The 14,192-nt window shown below is 45.9% G+C and carries 12 protein-coding genes and 1 pseudogene; 4 read left to right on the top strand and 9 right to left on the bottom strand.

Annotated features, from left to right (window positions below; translation table 11 throughout):
• Positions 1–55 precede the first annotated feature (55 nt).
• Complete coding sequence (locus EH228_RS11295) at positions 56–595, bottom strand: IS6 family transposase (RefSeq protein ID WP_152321764.1); 540 nt, start codon at positions 593–595, stop codon at positions 56–58.
• Positions 596–880: 285 nt separating this feature from the next.
• Here EH228_RS11295 and EH228_RS11290 point away from each other — a divergent pair, with 285 nt between their 5' ends.
• Positions 881–1,660 (top strand): L-threonylcarbamoyladenylate synthase, encoded by a 780-nt coding sequence (locus tag EH228_RS11290; protein ID WP_152321763.1) that lies wholly within the window; start codon positions 881–883, stop codon positions 1,658–1,660.
• Positions 1,661–1,701: 41 nt separating this feature from the next.
• On the opposite strand, the gene EH228_RS11285 is transcribed toward EH228_RS11290, so the two are convergent.
• Together EH228_RS11285 and EH228_RS11280 are read right to left on the bottom strand one after the other, a co-directional pair.
• Positions 1,702–2,595: a LysR family transcriptional regulator gene (locus EH228_RS11285; RefSeq protein WP_152321762.1), complete on the bottom strand. Its 894-nt coding sequence runs from the start codon at positions 2,593–2,595 to the stop codon at positions 1,702–1,704.
• 109 nt (positions 2,596–2,704) lie between these two features.
• On the bottom strand, positions 2,705–4,003 hold the full coding sequence (locus tag EH228_RS11280) for an MFS transporter (RefSeq protein ID WP_152321761.1): 1,299 nt from the start codon (positions 4,001–4,003) through the stop codon (positions 2,705–2,707).
• 672 nt (positions 4,004–4,675) lie between these two features.
• On the opposite strand from EH228_RS11280, the gene EH228_RS11275 reads away from it, so the two are divergent.
• The gene (locus EH228_RS11275; protein ID WP_152321760.1) at positions 4,676–5,701 is read left to right on the top strand and encodes a Gfo/Idh/MocA family oxidoreductase; all 1,026 of its coding nucleotides are present in this window, start codon (positions 4,676–4,678) and stop codon (positions 5,699–5,701) included.
• A gap of 63 nt (positions 5,702–5,764) precedes the next feature.
• On the opposite strand, the gene EH228_RS11270 is transcribed toward EH228_RS11275, so the two are convergent.
• A complete protein-coding gene (locus EH228_RS11270) occupies positions 5,765–6,181 on the bottom strand; it encodes a nucleotide triphosphate diphosphatase NUDT15 (protein ID WP_152321759.1) in 417 nt (138 codons plus the stop codon).
• 247 nt (positions 6,182–6,428) lie between these two features.
• On the opposite strand from EH228_RS11270, the gene EH228_RS11265 reads away from it, so the two are divergent.
• Positions 6,429–7,013 (top strand): YceI family protein, encoded by a 585-nt coding sequence (locus tag EH228_RS11265; protein ID WP_152321758.1) that lies wholly within the window; start codon positions 6,429–6,431, stop codon positions 7,011–7,013.
• 185 nt (positions 7,014–7,198) lie between these two features.
• Here the strand turns inward: EH228_RS11265 and EH228_RS11260 are convergent, their stop codons facing one another.
• From EH228_RS11260 to EH228_RS11245, 4 genes are all read right to left on the bottom strand, one after another.
• Complete coding sequence (locus EH228_RS11260) at positions 7,199–9,298, bottom strand: peptidase domain-containing ABC transporter (RefSeq protein ID WP_152321757.1); 2,100 nt, start codon at positions 9,296–9,298, stop codon at positions 7,199–7,201.
• The gene (locus EH228_RS11255; protein ID WP_152321756.1) at positions 9,288–10,577 is read right to left on the bottom strand and encodes an HlyD family secretion protein; all 1,290 of its coding nucleotides are present in this window, start codon (positions 10,575–10,577) and stop codon (positions 9,288–9,290) included. The genes EH228_RS11260 and EH228_RS11255 overlap by 11 nt, the downstream gene beginning before the upstream one ends.
• Positions 10,578–10,632: 55 nt before the next feature.
• Positions 10,633–10,989: a hypothetical protein gene (locus tag EH228_RS11250; protein ID WP_152321755.1), complete on the bottom strand. Its 357-nt coding sequence runs from the start codon at positions 10,987–10,989 to the stop codon at positions 10,633–10,635.
• A 550-nt stretch (positions 10,990–11,539) separates the two neighbouring features.
• A complete protein-coding gene (locus EH228_RS11245) occupies positions 11,540–12,202 on the bottom strand; it encodes a winged helix-turn-helix domain-containing protein (protein ID WP_152321754.1) in 663 nt (220 codons plus the stop codon).
• 287 nt (positions 12,203–12,489) lie between these two features.
• Here EH228_RS11245 and EH228_RS11240 point away from each other — a divergent pair.
• Positions 12,490–12,685: pseudogene (locus EH228_RS11240) on the top strand (IS1 family transposase); the annotation flags it as partial.
• A 95-nt stretch (positions 12,686–12,780) separates the two neighbouring features.
• Here EH228_RS11240 and EH228_RS11235 read toward each other — a convergent pair.
• The gene (locus tag EH228_RS11235; RefSeq protein WP_193323329.1) at positions 12,781–13,539 is read right to left on the bottom strand and encodes a winged helix-turn-helix domain-containing protein; all 759 of its coding nucleotides are present in this window, start codon (positions 13,537–13,539) and stop codon (positions 12,781–12,783) included.
• Positions 13,540–14,192: the final 653 nt, after the last annotated feature.

Here is a 14,192-nt window from a genome sequence, read left to right as displayed (position 1 = left end):
AGTGGTTCTGTCGCGTTAACGACAGCCGGCCAGCAAATGTTGCGCTGCCTGTTTTTCAGGTAGCCATCAGATAAAACGGGCCTGCCGGGGGCATCCCGTCCCCGGCAGGGTGCTGATATTGCCCTTTACGTATCATGTGAATCAGTTCAATACTGGCCAGAATAGCCGGTGCACGCCGGAACGATTTGACTCCCAGCATCAGCCGTATTCGGCGTTTGATATTCCGGGAGGCCTGTTCAATCAAATTGTTCAGATACTTACTCTGCCTGATGGTGATGGTTTCATCTCCGGCATTGAGCGTGGCGAGCGCCGCCGTATTGGCGCCACTCTTATCGATGGTTACCATTTCGGGTTCGCCATGGTGGCGAATGTCCTTGCGGAAGAAGCGTAATGCCGCTGCCGCATCCCGTTTCGCTGTCAGCAGAAAGTTTATTGTCTGACCTGAGGTATCGACCGCACGGTACAGATATTTCCACTGGCTCCTGATTTTGAGATTTCGCAGGCTCAGGGCATAAGCCAGATACCAGCGAACACACTGGGCAATAATATCTGTGGGATAATGCAGGCGTTTGAAGGCTTTTCGGATCAGGGATATGGGCAGGTAACATCACAAAAAAACAGCATGTTACCTGATTAGCTGCTTAATGCGACACAACCGCAAAAGTGCCATACCGATGATGCCATATCATGAGCAACATTTGTTTCTTGATGGAAACAATCATCGCTAATGGGTCTTTATTGTTGCGAAAATGTCTGGCCAGGTTAGGATGGTTTCAACAGGTTATTAGTGACGTCTGGTCCCGGTGAATGGCGTGATGTTGTCCAGACGGGTCTCTCTCACTAACCCATCTAACCCTTTATGAGATTTGCAGGTGTGACTATGAACAATAAGACTATCCAGTGGAACGGCGGATTGCAGCCAGAAGCGGTAAAAATTCTGTCTGCCGACGGCGGCATGATTGTTTGCCCGACCAAAGTGGGCTATATCATCATGACCTCCGATGCCAAAGGTCTCGAGCGTAAATTTGAGGCCAAGCAGCGTAACCGCAACAAACCGGGCGTGGTGCTGTGCGGCTCGCTGGAGCAGTTGAAAGAACTGGCGCAGCTGAACCCGGAAATTGAAGCGTTGTATCAGCAGCATTGGGATAAAGACGTGTTGCTGGGCTGCATTCTGCCGTGGAAAGAAGAAGCGGTCGCGCGTATTCCGGACGACGGCTCAAAAGAACTGATGATGGATCGCCGTCAGACCAGTTGCTTCGTGATTAAATTTGGTGTGCCAGGCGAAAAACTGGCGAAAGAACTGTGGGAAAACCACGGTAAATTCTCCTTTGCCAGCTCAGCTAACCCGTCAGGTAAAGGCAACCGCGGCCTGGTCGAAGGGATCGGCGAGCGTATCGAAGCGCATGCTGATCTGATTATTGCCGCCAACGACTACGTGAAATCAATCCAGCCCAACGAGTCTGAAAAAACCCGTTACGAGCAAGGGGTGATGGTCGCGATGGTGGATGAGAGCGGCAAGCTGGTGCCTGAGCAGAAAGGCGAGCGTAACATCACGCCTTGCCCGGTGCTGATCCGTAAGGGGCTGGATGTGGATAAGATCATGTCGATGATGTCTGACATTTTCACCACATGGGATTACCGTCACGGTAACTACTACTAAGTAAGATAATCAGGGCGGGAAGGTGTTTCCGCCCTGATTCATTATTGCTGTAATGCCTTTTGTAGCACTTCAATAAACAGCCTGACGCGCGGTGAGATAAAGCTGTCGCTTTTGCTCAGGATCCACGATGTATACACATCCATTTCCCACTCGGGCAACACCCTGACCAACTTGCCTGCTTTTACTGCGTCCTGGGCGCTATAGTCTGGCAGATAGGCTATCCCGGTACAGGCGATGGCGGAGTTCACCAGCGCGGTACTGTTGTTGGCGCGAAAGCGGCTGCGGACTTCGATGTCCCGTTTCTGCTTATCTTTGCGAAAAGGGAGTGAAATGGTATGGGCAGGCCCGCGGAACAGAATGAAATCGTGGCGCGGCAAATCGTCGGGTTTGTTGATGGTGGGGAAACGTTGCAGATAATCCGGTGAGGCATACAACCCCCAACTGATATCGATCAGTGCCTGGCAGTGAGCATGTTCGGGGCGGTCGCGACGGATAACAATCGCCAGGTCGATATTATCATCTACCAGGTTTACCGGACGATCAGTGAGATCCAAATCGACACTGACGTGCAGGTTATTGGCCACAAACTGGTTCAACACTGGCACGATACACTGACAGCCGAAAGTGACCGGCGCCACGACACGCAGGTTACCGGTCGGCTCCTCATGGAACTGACGGATAAACAGATCGGCACTTTTCACTTCGTTGAGAATACGGGCGCAGTAGTGATACCAGGTCATGCCAACCTCGGTAACGGCAATCTTGCGGGTGGTGCGTTGCAACAATTTTGTGCCGAGCCGGACTTCCAGTGCGGAGATTTCTTTGCTCACTGAGGATTTCGACAGTCCAAGTCGTTTCGCTGCCTCGGTATAGCTCAGCGTCTCGACGACTTTGGCGAAAATAATCATCCCATGCAGATTTTCAACGTCACTCATGGTGGCTCCAGACAGGTCTTATCTGGCGACAGAGTAAGGGGAGAGTGGGGCGAAGTAAATCGTTAGCGCCGGGATTAACCAGGGCGGAGCGTTGCTCCGCCTCAGACTGTTAGCGAACTTTCTTCACCAGAACAGGAATTTTACGCAGTTTATTGGCGAGGAGCAGGCCGCCTGTCAGCATCACGGCGATAAAGCCTGAAACACCCAACCAGCCATAACTGTTCCAAAACACACCGCCCAGCGTTCCTGCCACGCTTGAGCCAAAATAATAGAAGAACAGATACAGGGAGGAAGCCTGGCCTCTGGCGCGTCGTGCGCGATGACCGACCCAACTGCTGGCCACTGAATGCGCCGCAAAGAAACCCGCGGCGAACAGCATCAGTCCTGGCAGCACCAGAAACAATGAGGTGAACTGCGTGGCCAGAAGTCCCGCCAACATCAGCCCCAGCGATGCCATCAGCACCACGCCACGGCCGTAACGGGGCGTCATTATTCCTGCTCGCGGCGAGCTGTAAGTTCCGGTCAGATACACCACCGACAGCAGGCCTACCACTGTCTGGCTCAGCGAGAAGGGCGCAGACAGGAAGCGATAACTGACATAATTAAACAGAGTGACAAAGCTGCCCATCAGGATAAAACCGACCAGAAACAGCATGGGCAGCCCGGTATCCCGCCACTGGAACATGAAGTTCACTAACAGCTTGTGTGGGTGCAGGGAACTGGGGCGGAAATGCTGGGAAGGTGGCAGCAAACGGAAGAACAGGCCGGCCGCGATTAGCGCAAACAACCCGACCAGGCACAACGACACATGCCACGAAAAGTGATCCGCCAGTATTCCTGTGGAGAGCCGTCCTGTCAGCCCGCCAATCGAGTTGCCGCTGATATACAGCCCCATCGAAAATGAGAGAAACACCGGGTGCAGTTCTTCGCTGAGCCAGGTCATCGCCACCGCGGCTACGCCGCTTAACGCCAGTCCGGTCAGGGCGCGCATTGCCAGTACGCCTTCCCAACTGCTCATGGCGGAACATGCCAGCGTGAAGATAGCCGCCAGTAGCAGCGAAACAGACATGACCGATTTTCGACCGACAGCATCCGATACCGGGCCGGTGACCAGCATCCCGAGCGCCATCATGACCGTGGTGACCGAAAGCGATAAACTGCTTTGTGCCGGGGTGAGATGGAAATTTTCCGAGAACACCGGAAGGATCGGTTGAACGCAATAAAGGACGGCGAAGGTGGAGAGTCCGGCACAAAATAGCGCCAGCGTGGCGTGGGTGAATTGACGAGTGCCGCGGGTGATGTAGGTTTTATTTATGGCATTATTATCTGTGGGAGAAACTAAACTGTCATCCTCATCAGCGAGATTTTCCGAGTGCAACGCTGCGGATTTATTTACTACGGGTGCCACAAGAGTTCCTTGGTTGTTGTTAACGGATCTGGTTTGCTATCAGATAAATTTATTGCAACCCTGCGTGGCAGGGGCTACGCGACGAGTTGTCGGCGCTAGTATTCGACGGTTTAAATATAATGTAAATGGGGAAAAAAATTATTTTTATAGTGCTAAATAAACACGCACATTGATACTTCACATTTCATTATGCGAGACGTGCGCTGGCAGGATGTCCTCTCTCGTTATTATGTGAAATTATTGAAAGCGGTTTACAGTTTAATGTTGTGGCAGAACAACGATCAACGTCGGTTGCTCTGTGAAATGAGGAGGTTATACCGAATGTTTCTGATAAATTCACAGAACTATCATTGTCAAGTATCATTGGCATCAGGCGGTTTTTATCGCTTTTAATCCAACTGACCGAATCATTGACAATAACCTGACGAATTATGAAACCTGGTACCACGACGATGAGGCGCTTCATTAACCTGCTGGCGTACACCTCCCCCGGGTCCTGGATTCGACGTGGTCTGAAGAGTCTTCATCCTGAATGCTCTTTTTTGTGACGGAACCCTGCTCATTTTCACGTCCCTGACTGGTTGATTCGGGTTTCGTTGTCTAAATTGAAAATAATTAACCATTCGTGTTAAAAATGAAATATATATCTCATGTGATTTCCCAGGAGAAAAAATGCGTATAGGATTAGTAGGATATGGCACCGGTGGTAAAAATTTTCACGCACCTTTTATCATTGCTGCACAAGGTGTTGAGTTGGCTGGTATTGTTGCTCGCGCGCCAGCGACTATCGCCAGGGCGAAGGTGGACTTCCCTGAGGTGCCGGTGTATGCCAGCCTGACTGAGCTACTGGCTGCTGGGGTGGATATAGTCACCATTACCACCCCGCCGCAAACCCGTCGGGCACTGGTACTGGAAGCGATAGCCGCAGGGGTGGCGGTTATTGCAGATAAGCCCTTTGCGCCTGATGCGAAGACGGGACGTGAGCTGGCGGCCGCAGCGAAAGCCAAAGGCGTCGTGTTGGGGATTTATCATAATCGTCGTTTTGATGCCGATATTCAAACCCTGCGCAACGTACTGGAGCAGCAACGGGTGGGGAAGTTGTGGCGTCTGCATAACCGAATGGACCTCGACGATCCGGACACGCTGGAGGGGGGGGAAACAGGCGGACTGTTACGTGATATGGGCAGTCATCTGGTCGATCAGACTATCTGGCTGTTGGGGCCGGTTAAATCAGTGCTGGCGCAGACTGACCTTGTGGAGCGACCTGAAGGCCCGACAGATGCCAGCTTTGTGATTACCCTGACACATACCAGTGGCGTACATTCGTACCTCTCTTCCAGCAAATTGAACCACCTGGCCGTACGCGAATTGCGGGTATATGGCGACAAAGGCAGTTATGTTTCCAATGGGTCGGATGTGCAGGCAGAGGCGATTTATGCTGGCAAGCGCCCGGCAGATGATCCAACAGGTTGGGGCTATGAGAAACCGGAACGGTGGGGCATATTGCGCACAGCAGCTGGCGAGGAGCGTATCCCTTCTGCGCAGGGATGTTACCAACGTTATTACGAAGCTTTTGCTGCGGCAGTGCGTGAGGGAACTGAACCGCCGGTAACGCCGGAGCAGGCTATTCGCACGCTGGAGGTGCTGGATGCTGCGCTACTCAGCGCGAGAGAAAGAAGAACCGTTACCCTGGAGTGAGAGAATAATGGAACCGAGTGATCAGCACTCCGGTAGCCAGAAATATTTTCCCTGTCTTAGTGATTATTTTACGGGATTGAGAAAAGCCAGACCACCTTCCTGACGCAGCGTTTGCAGTGGCGCGAACAGCGGTTCTGGTAGCGCATCCGGCGAGAACCAGTGCCAGCCGGTGCATTTTTCCGGCTCCAGTACTTCCGGCGTACCGTTGCACTCTCCAGCCAGCATAAAAAGAGTCACATAGTGTTTTTGTTCGCGATGAAAAAAGTCGTTAGTGAAGCCGCACTGCGCCAGGTTGCCTACCTTCATCCCTGTTTCTTCCCGTACCTCACGGCGTGCGCAGTCCTGCGGTGTTTCACCAAATTCCAGATGTCCGCCGGGTGTTGCCCAGTCGCCTGCGCCATGGCTGCCCAGGCGTCGACCCAGTAGCAATCGGCCTTCCCGCATAATTAATACACCTACGCCAATCAATGGTCCCGGCATCATTGTCTCCTTTATTGCTTCATTTCACTTGGCTGCTGGCGTGGCTCAGGATCCGCTGTCGAATATTTCGAGCTGTCCGGCAGATCCGCCACCTGACTACTGAGCGGACAACCCATACTTCTCAGTGTAAACCATTCCATAAGTTAACTAATCTTTTTGACAGACCTGAACAAATATCTTCACTATCGGATAGGTGAATTATCTTGCACTATCAAGCTTACTCGTTAAGACAATAGGGTTCGGATATATGTCATTACTTAAAAAAATCACCTTGCCATTATTAATCAGTTCTGCTTTCTATTCTCAGTTTTCTGCCGCTGCGACAGAAAGCTATGCCATGGACCCCAACCATACTTCAGTGGTGATCGCCTGGACACACTTCGGCTTTTCGCATCCGACCGCGAATGTATCCAACATCACAGGTAACATTGACTTCGACTCAGCCAGCGTTGGCAAATCTAAAGTCGACGTTTCCATCCCACTGAACACCATTGATACTCATGTTGATGCCCTGACCACTGAATTTAAAAGTGCCGAGTATTTTGATGTGGCGAAATACCCGACGGCGACCTTCAAAAGTACCAAAGTGGTTAGCAAGGGTAAAAACAAAATGGACGTTTATGGCGACCTGACCATTAAAGACATCACGAAACCGGTTGTTTTGCATGCGGTGCTGAATAAGCAGGGAATGCATCCGATGGTGAAAAAGCAGGCGGTTGGTTTTGATGCGACGACCACTTTCAAACGTTCTGAGTTCAAGTTAGACAAATACGTTCCAGCGGTGAGCGACGAAGTGAAGCTGACTATTTCGACCGAAGCCTACGCGAAATAACCTGTAAAGGTTGTCGGGAAAGCGGGTCTCTGTCTCACTCTTTGTGTCGTAGAGACTCGCTGTAGCGAGATCAGCGTCTTGCCGCTTTTTTTCCGGATACCGTAATAAATGACGGTATTCAGCCGTCAGAAGAACGACTATTTCCTCTCTTACCGGAAGAGAGGAAAACAGATGGTGAATATTATTCAGAGCGTAATAACACGGTCAGCCGAGGCAATGGTTGAAGGACGGTGAGCCACAATGATTCGGGTGATCTTCAGCGACGATATGGCGTTATTAATGGCCGTTTCGTTATCAATATCCAGATGGCTGGTCGCTTCATCCATAAAAAGAATATTTGGGCGACGATACAGCGCACGGGCAATGAACAGCCGCTGTTTTTGTCCGCCAGAAATGCCTGAACCCAGTTCACCAATCAGTGTCTCATAACCCATTGGCATGCTCATTATTTCATGATGGATATTGCTGTATACCGCGCAGGCCATGATCAGCTCTCTGTTGGCATCAGGGGCAAAGCCACTAATATTGTCGGCGATGGAGCCGGAAAACAACCTGTCGTCCTGCAACACACAGGCGATACTCTGCCGGAAATTATTCAGCCCGATTTTATGAATATCCAGTCCGCCAGCCAGGATTTGTCCGCTGGTGGGAGTGAGGAGACCACTCATGACTTTGAGCAATGTTGTTTTCCCTGCACCGGATGGACCGACGATAGCCACACTTTCCCCAGGTTGAATGGTCATATTCAAATCGGTGAAGATCGGCTTTGATAATGCATCGTATTGATAGGTGAGATCTTTAACATCAAGGGCAATACCTTCGCCAGGTTTAAAAATCACCCGTGCGGTGATTTCTTCTTCCGCTTCAGTGAAAACAAGATCGGAAATCCTCTCATTATGCAGCGAAAGCATACGCAGGCTTAGCGTCAGGTCAATCAGGCTGGAAGCGCGTTGTGAGAATTGTCCCCGATAGGAGTTAAAGGCCATAAACATTCCGAGGGTCATATTATTATCAATGACCATCGAAGCGCCCAACCAGAGGATCGCCACCTGATCCAGCGTAGAAATAAGGGTATTGATACCGCCAAACATCATATTAAAACGGGTGATTTTTATCCCGGTATTGGTGGCGTCAATATTCAGGTTTAGCCAGTGGCTTGAACGAATGCGGTCAATACCCAATGATTTCACCGTTGAAATACCGTAGAGGGTTTCCATAAAGTGAGAGCTGGATTTGGCGCCCTTGACGATTTGCTCTTCAGATAACTGGCGATACAGACGGTAGGTCAACAGGCGTATCAGGGCATAACAAAGAGTAAAGCCCAATACCACCCACACCAGCCAGCCACCATATACCATCATCATCGCAAACAGCCCGATGGTCATGATCGTATCGATAATCCCGGAAACAATACTGTTGGTGAAGGTCGTCCTGATGGCGTCCAGCGAGGAGAAACGGGATTGAATATCACCGAGGTGTCTTTTTTCGAAGAAAGACAACGGCAGCTTCATTAAATGATCGAACAGCGTAGTTTTCCATTGTACATCGGTCAATGTTCCCAATGTAATTGAGGTCCAGGCTCGGATCACACTGACAAATGCCTTAAACAGGGTAAAGATTATCAACCCGAGACAGATGACGGTTAGCAGATCGTAATCATGTGCCTGAATGACATGGTCGGTAACCAGTTGGGTTCCTACCGGTAATAGCAGGTTGACCGACTCAATGACCACCGAAAGCGAGAATATTTTCAGCAATGCCCCTGGCAGACCATTGATATTCTTCATCAGGTCAAGCAGGCGGAGCTTGGTTTTCACCGTCTCTTTATGGAATTCTTTGTCCGGCCACAGTTCCAGCGCCACGCCGGTAAAATGGTTGGACATATCTTTCATTCCCACCACACGCCGCCCGAAAGCTGGATCATGGATAATAAATGAATTGTGGCGTACTTTCACCAGTACTACAAAGTGGTTCATGTCCCAGTGTAAAATACAGGGTGTTCGTAGTTGCCTGATCTCATCAATATCCAGCGAAAGTGCCCGTGTTTTTAGTTGCAGCTGTGAGGCAACATTAACGACAAGGTTTAACGTTGCACCTTTAGTTGATACGCCGAATTTCTGACGAAGATTAAATAAATCGACATTCAGACCATAGTAAGCAGACACCATTGCCAGGCAAGCCAGTCCACACTCTGAAGATTCAGACTGCAGGATCTTGGGGACTTTACGCTGTAATGAAAAATTGATTTTGTTGTTTATTTTGTCAAAGAGTGAATTACTGGTCATTGACAACTCCGCTCACGCTGTTTTTTATTTTATTAATAGGAGCAATGGCCCATTGATATAATGGTTTTTTCTCAAGAAAAACGATGACCTTCGCCTGAAGGCCGCCAGAGATTGCAAGTTTCTTCCCTTTATCACTGAACTCAGTGTCGCTAATAGAGACCAAAACTTTATAGTAAGAACCTTTTTCCTGACGGCTACCGCTACTGTAACCGCTCATTTCCTGCGGTGAGGCTGGAATAGATGAAATCGAAGTAATTTTACCCGGGAACTGACCAAATTTATCTGACGGAAAAGCGTTGTATCTGATGTTGATACCATCCCCAATCTTTACATAGGGTAAACTATTATCCGGTAGCCATAGCATTAGATAATACTCAACATTATCCACCGGTTTAATTTGTGCCAGACTGGCACTGGTTTCAACCATTTGACCGGGGGTGACGCTAAGTGACTCAATAACACCGTCTACTTTGGCACTGATAATGATGCTGTTATTGGCTTTATATTCTGCCAGTTGTCGTTCCAGATCACTCAATTGAGATTGATTTTGAATAATCTGATTATCAAAATCTGCCGCACGCGTGATTTTATCGCTGTGTAATTGTGAAAGTTGAATATTTTCCTGAATGCTTTGGTTGTTCAGCGCTTGATAGGCACTCTGTTGAGAAAGTGATTGTGCGCGCTGATAATTAAGTTGATCTTGGGTAATTAAACCTTTTTTCAGGTATTTTTCATAATTACGTAAACTTTGGTTCATTTTTTCGACACCCTCTTGGGCGCTTTTTAACACTTTCAATGTCTCTTTATGGGCTGTCGCATAATTGTTAATTTGAGTCTGCAAATTTTCTAAGGTGGATTTTTTATTGCTCTCTAGTTTGGCAATTATGGTGTGTAAATTATCAGTCTGAATTTTGATAGATTCGACCGCAGTACTACTGACGTTGCCGGATGACGTTGTACGGGAAACATCTAACTCGTACAATGGGTCGCCTTTTTTTACCCGATCGCCAACTTTAACAAAACTGGTGATAATATAGCCTTGCTGTGGGGAATAAATATTGATGGAGTGAGGAAGGGTAATGACTTCACCATCGACATCAATGCGCCTGCTATAGTCAAAGAAAATCATGGACAGTACAATAGCCACAATAAAAGCCAGACACAGTCCACTGATAACAGGTGCAGGGATTCTGGAAATAAGTAGGGCTTTACCCACCCATTTCTGACGTTGATAATCGATAGCATCATTGCGAAATATGCTTTTTTTATTATTGTCCATGAGATTCTCGTCGAGAAAAAAGAGCCCCGAAGTGGCTCCTTAAATAATAAAACGATTAACTGAGCGTGCCGGTAATCATGCCATCAATGGCCTTGCGTGCATATTCCTCAGTGCGTTCCCATCCGACTACTGCGGCAGCAATACCACTGACAACACCACCGATAATTGCGGCACCAATCATACCAACTCCCTGACCGATAGAACCGACACCCAGAATACCCCCGCCATCACCACCGTGTTTACCGCCGATTAATGCACCACCCATAGCTCCCACGCAAGCGGCTACAATCGCTGAAGATACTAATTCAACGGCATTTGACGCTGCGCTCAGTACGAAGCTACCGATACTGCTCAAATCCCAGCTGTATGCGCCAGAAACTTCATCCATTTCGATTACGGAAAGTTCTTTCATGATATTAATTCCATTTTTACGCTATTGACGCTGGTTTATTGGCTGGCTTCTACTAACATGTCTGGCTTATACTAACATGTAGTATGTATCTCTATATTCCACTATAACTGTATCTTCATTTTGTAGTGGATGTACTGTAAGCTTTTTTTACAGATATGATCTACTTAACTTTACCTTAAATGATAAATATTCATGAGTTTGAGAACGTGAATATATTTAGATAACTAATAAAAATAAGTGTGGTAGTTAAGATGATAAGTTCATCATTGTGAGCGGGATTATATTTATCATGATTTATATGAAGTTGATTTTTTCTTGATAGTGAATGTTGCAGTAAGTGCGTAAATGTAAATAATGATAACATATCAAGGCTGGGTGTACGGTTCCTACTGACTGGAACCGTAAAAGTTGTTAAATATCCGTGCATAATACACCACTCTTACGAGATCTTACGAGAGATGACATCTTGTTATCTACTCATTACTGCGTCATGATAAACAGTAAATCATCAATATTTAGTGTGATTTTATTTAAAATAAAAAGCTTATTTTTATCGAAAACAGGTAGTTTCTTTATTTGTATCCCAGTTCTGGTGCTCTCTGGATTGAGTTAGAAGGTGATTGTTTAATAATATCATTATAAGGGAAATGGTTGTGGCAATGGCGATCATCGAGAGTAATCCTCTCAATTTTCCACATGATTTTTTTGCTAATTTGATGGCTGTCTTTTCTGAGAGATGAGGAATCTCCTGCGTTTTTTTATCATTTTTGTCTGTGGTAAGGATGTTGTGAGTATTATCTATCCGGTCATATTTCACATTTGTAGTTATATCTGTTTCATTTCTGTTTTGTTTTTTTATTTTAATATTTTGACTTAATGTTAATCCCCTGTGTGGTATCGTGAGAATGAATTCTTCTGTTAGTCCGACCTTTTTTAGGGCTTTTCTTAATATTGATATATTTTGATAGTAGGTATTCAGTGAGACAAAAACTCCGTGATTTATCCAAACCTGTTCAAGGAAATATTCTCTTGATATTACATCGTTTCTGTTTTTTAACAATAATAAAAAGCATCTACTTGCTGGAGCATTGATATTTACTTCCCTGTGGTTATCATCATCTGTGATTGATGAGATCTTTCGCTCAAAAGGGTTGAAGCAAAATCTATCATTAAAGATGAAAAAAAAACCATCATCAAAAGTATCATTTTCCATTTCTATATGTACCTCTCCATATGTACATTTAAAATATCCTGGTAAAGTATTAATGAACTCATTCAAAGATTTTATGAGAATTATATTTTACAATCTGTAGTGTGTTCCCTCATAAAATGAACTAACTATTGAAAAGCTCATGATGTTTTTATAGCAATACAAGCATGAAGTCCATATGCTGACTTCTTATTTTTATCTTATGTAAGATTAGATAGAAGGATATATATGAACGTATTTATGTGGTTGTTCTTCATAGAATATTAATTGTAAGGCGCTAAATTATCATGATTTTCACTCAGCGCATTGAGCGTACAACCTGATGCTGAGAACTCGAATCAAACGACTGGTCCGCAGAACTCTCTGTTCTCAGCTTTGCATGAGCTTCATGAAAAAGTCATCGGAGCCTTCATCGAAAAATACATGTTCTACTCATTGGAGTCATCAGCCGTCTTTTTTATCGCTTTTGTGCAAGACACTCCTTAAATACAGATCTACATTTGAGGAGTGTCGGGTTTAAACCCTGTGATATTAAACGATTAATAGAGCGCAGTATTTTAGGTGCCAATATCAGCTGTCTTTCATGAGTTGAATTCATTAACCTGAGCTGCGGAACGTTGGCATTCTTGTTCCTTCGGCGTGCTGGAGTAGTTCTCCGTTGTCAAAAGTTCAGTTTTATTTAAATTTGAAAATATAAAAAAAATCAACAATATAATGAATGTTACGGCATTTAATTTATGAATGATTTCCCGATGAATAAAAGACCAGGAACGCTGGAAAAAAGTGTTGCCCTGATGCGTATTTTGGCTCTGGCTGACTGGCGATGAATTTTTTTCCGCAGCAGATTGATCTGTTGGACTACAGGCACTGGAGGACTGTAAAACCCCGGCTTGCCGAGTGGTTCTCACTTTTTCTACGGACACTGCTTGCACAGCAGAATGTATGGACTCAGTGGCTATTTTACGTTCGGCAATAATGTTCTGTTGAGTCGATTCTGGCGGCAATACCGTAATTTTTATGGTTTTTGCAAGCGTCAGGCCAATGCGTGGAACGGTAATGATGACGTTGTTACCTAATCCGATTTTTTTCAACCCCTTCCTCAGAATAGAGATATTTTGATAATAAGTATTCGCAGAAACATGAATACCTTTTTTTTGCCATACTTCATCCAGAAACTCTTGTTGGCTGATAACTTTATTTTGTTGTTGAAGCAGCAGTAGGAAGCAACGACTGGCGGGTGAGTTAATTATTATCGATTCTCCGTTACCAGATAGATTCTCTAATGTATTGTTTAAAGGGCAAAAGCACACAATATTGTCGATTATATAATAGTTATTCATATTCCCTCTTAAGATAAAATACACATCCAATGTACTATTATTTCTCAGTCGTTTTTGAAATATATCGTAATTTTGCGAATAATAAAATACCTTTTCAAAATAAAAAAAGATCATTTAACCCTTTGTATCGTAAGGCGTTGTCATATTTCATTTTTTTGATCGTTGAATTTTAAGTCATTCCAATAATGGAATTGTATTTTCATTTTTGTTAATTTATGGGTTGCCTGTTATTGGAGTTAATTGGTGTGAATTATGTTGTTATTTGCATTTTTTATCATGTATCGATGATGCTATTGATAAAATCACCATAAATAAATCATATAGATTAATATAATTGAGCTACATATAATGGTATTGGGATTTTTCGCCTCACAGGATTTATTCTCCAGGTCATTCTGATCTTACCACAGCAATAGTGGACACGAGACTAAGTGGGTAAACTCTGAACCAGAGGTGGCTCACATGACAAAACCAGAATCAACCACGCAGAAGCCCCGTAAACAGCACACACCTGAATTTCGTCAGAAAGCCCTAAAGTTCGCTGGACGCCCCCTCTGTCAGGATAGTTGTCACCCCCATCAAAAACTCTAATGGGGCGGTGAGGCAACACCATGAAACGCATTTCGCCTGAACGAAAATCAGCAGCACTGGCT

This window comes from Erwinia endophytica, assembly GCF_009295515.1.
Classification (GTDB): domain Bacteria; phylum Pseudomonadota; class Gammaproteobacteria; order Enterobacterales; family Enterobacteriaceae; genus Erwinia; species Erwinia endophytica.
Note: the sequence above shows the minus strand (reverse complement) of the source record. Positions and strands in the feature narration are given on the sequence as shown.

Bases quoted from the DNA above. Each gene is read 5' to 3' on its own strand.
- EH228_RS11290 (WP_152321763.1), top strand. From the start codon at position 881: ATGAACAATAAGACTATCCAGTGGAACGGCGGATTGCAGCCAGAAGCG.
- EH228_RS11285 (WP_152321762.1), bottom strand. From the start codon at position 2,595: ATGAGTGACGTTGAAAATCTGCATGGGATGATTATTTTCGCCAAAGTC.
- EH228_RS11275 (WP_152321760.1), top strand. From the start codon at position 4,676: ATGCGTATAGGATTAGTAGGATATGGCACCGGTGGTAAAAATTTTCAC.
- EH228_RS11270 (WP_152321759.1), bottom strand. From the start codon at position 6,181: ATGCCGGGACCATTGATTGGCGTAGGTGTATTAATTATGCGGGAAGGC.
- EH228_RS11265 (WP_152321758.1), top strand. From the start codon at position 6,429: ATGTCATTACTTAAAAAAATCACCTTGCCATTATTAATCAGTTCTGCT.
- EH228_RS11260 (WP_152321757.1), bottom strand. From the start codon at position 9,298: ATGACCAGTAATTCACTCTTTGACAAAATAAACAACAAAATCAATTTT.
- EH228_RS11255 (WP_152321756.1), bottom strand. From the start codon at position 10,577: ATGGACAATAATAAAAAAAGCATATTTCGCAATGATGCTATCGATTAT.
- EH228_RS11250 (WP_152321755.1), bottom strand. From the start codon at position 10,989: ATGAAAGAACTTTCCGTAATCGAAATGGATGAAGTTTCTGGCGCATAC.
- EH228_RS11245 (WP_152321754.1), bottom strand. From the start codon at position 12,202: ATGGAAAATGATACTTTTGATGATGGTTTTTTTTTCATCTTTAATGAT.
- EH228_RS11235 (WP_193323329.1), bottom strand. From the start codon at position 13,539: ATGAATAACTATTATATAATCGACAATATTGTGTGCTTTTGCCCTTTA.